Consider the following 1,882-nt stretch of genomic DNA (forward strand, 5'->3'; position numbering starts at 1 on the left):
CCGTCCCGGCGCCCGGCGCCTCCGACCCCGTCCCGGGCGCCGTCCCCGTCCCGGGCGCCGTCCCCGCGCCGGGCCACCCCGCCGCGGCCGATCCCGCCGCCGGCCGCACCGTCCCGGCGGAGCCGGGTGCCGACGACGGCTGGGACGGACCCGCCCCGGTGGCACCCGAGCGCCCCGTGTACGAGGTGCCGGTCGGCCGGCTGCTGGCCTCCACGCTGCTCTCCTCGGCGACGGTCTGGCTCGTCGTGATGCTCGGCGCGGTGGGCGCTCTGATCGCCGGCACCGGGCAGGTGGGCTCGGCGTTCGCGCTGCTGCCCGCGCTGCTCGGCGTCGTGTCGTACACCTGGACCCGGTTCAACCGCGGGGCGAACTTCCGCGCCGCCATCTCCCCGGACGGCATCCGGCTGCGGCACGGCCTGACCGAGTCCCGGGCGCAGACCGTGCCGCCGGGCCGGGTGCAGGCCGTCCGGGTCACCCAGGGCCTGCTGTGGCGGCGCCCCGACTGGTGGCGGGTCGAGGTCAACATCGCGGGCTACGGCAGCAGCGGCGACCAGACCCAGACGGAGAACGTCCTGCTGCCGGTCGGCACCCGCGAGGAGGCGATGCTCGCGCTGTGGCTGGTGCTGCCGGACCTGGGCACCGAGGACCCGCGCGCGCTGGTCGACGCCGGCCTGACCGGCCGGGCCGCGGACGGTGGCTGGGCCGTGGCCCCGCGGCGGTCGCGGTGGCTGGACCCGGTCGGCTGGCGCCGGCACGGCGTCACGGTGACCGACCGGGCGCTGGTGCTGCGCTCGGGGGTGCTGGTGCGCCAGCTCGTCGTCGTGCCGCACGAGCGGACGCAGTCGCTGGGCCTGGAGCAGGGGCCGCTGCAGCGCCGGCTCGGCCTGGCGTCGTTCCAGCTGCACTCGACGCCCGGACCGGTGTCCCCGCGGGTCGACCACCTGGACCAGCGGGTCGCCGCAGGCCTCCTGGACGAGCAGGCGACGCGGGCCAGGACCGCGCGCGCCGGGGCGGGGCCGGAGCAGTGGATGCGCCGGGCATGACGCGGCTGGGGATCGGCGTCGTCGGCGCGGGCCGGGTCGGCGCGGTGCTGGGCAGCGCCCTGCGCGCGGCGGGGCACCCGGTCGTCGGCGTGAGCGCGGTGTCCGAGGCGTCCCTCGAGCGCGCGGACACGCTGCTGCCGGGCGTGCCGGTGCTGGACGTGCCCGAGGTGGTGCGCCGCTCCGAGCTGGTGCTGCTCGCGGTGCCCGACGACGCGCTCGCGGAGCTCGTGGCGGGCCTCGCGGCGACCGGTGCCTGGCAGCCCGGGCAGATCGTCGTGCACACCGCCGGCCGGTACGGGGCGGCGGTGCTCGACCCGGCGCGCGCCCAGGGGGTCATCCCGATCGCCCTGCACCCGGCGATGACGTTCACCGGCACCTCGCTCGACCTGTCCCGGCTGGTCGGCTGCACGTTCGCCGTCACCGCGCCCGCCCCGGTGCTGCCCATCGGGCAGGCGCTGGTGGTCGAGATGGGCGGCGAGCCCGTCGTGCTCGACGAGGCGGCCCGGCCGCTCTACCACGCGGCCCTGGCGCACGGGGCGAACCACCTCGTCGTGCTGGTCGCGCAGGCCGGGCAGGCGCTCGCGGCGGCCGGGGTGGCCGACCCCGGCGCGGTGCTGCGGCCGCTGCTCACGGCGGCGCTCGACGGCGCCCTGCGGGCCGAGTCGGCCTCCGGCGGCCGGGACGCGGAGGGCGAGGTCACCAGCGGCGCGGTCACGACGCTGACCGGGCCGGTGCGGCGCGGCGACGCGGGCACGGTCGCCGACCACCTCGACGTGCTGACCGACCTCGGCGTGCGGACCGGGGCCACCGACGTGGCGGCGTCGTACCGGGCGCTGTCC

At 79.0% G+C, this 1,882-nt stretch carries 2 protein-coding genes; both read left to right on the forward strand.

The window, feature by feature from the left end; translation table 11 throughout:
* Positions 1-1,043: PH domain-containing protein (locus FA014_RS19350; RefSeq protein WP_154731230.1), on the forward strand; the 1,043-nt coding region annotated here is incomplete at its 5' end.
* Positions 1,040-1,882 (forward strand): Rossmann-like and DUF2520 domain-containing protein (locus FA014_RS19355; RefSeq protein WP_154731231.1); only part of this gene is annotated, 843 nt, incomplete at its 3' end. The genes FA014_RS19350 and FA014_RS19355, both read left to right, overlap by 4 nt.

The organism is Cellulomonas hominis (assembly GCF_005239125.1).
Taxonomy (GTDB): Bacteria; Actinomycetota; Actinomycetes; order Actinomycetales; family Cellulomonadaceae; genus Cellulomonas; species Cellulomonas hominis_A.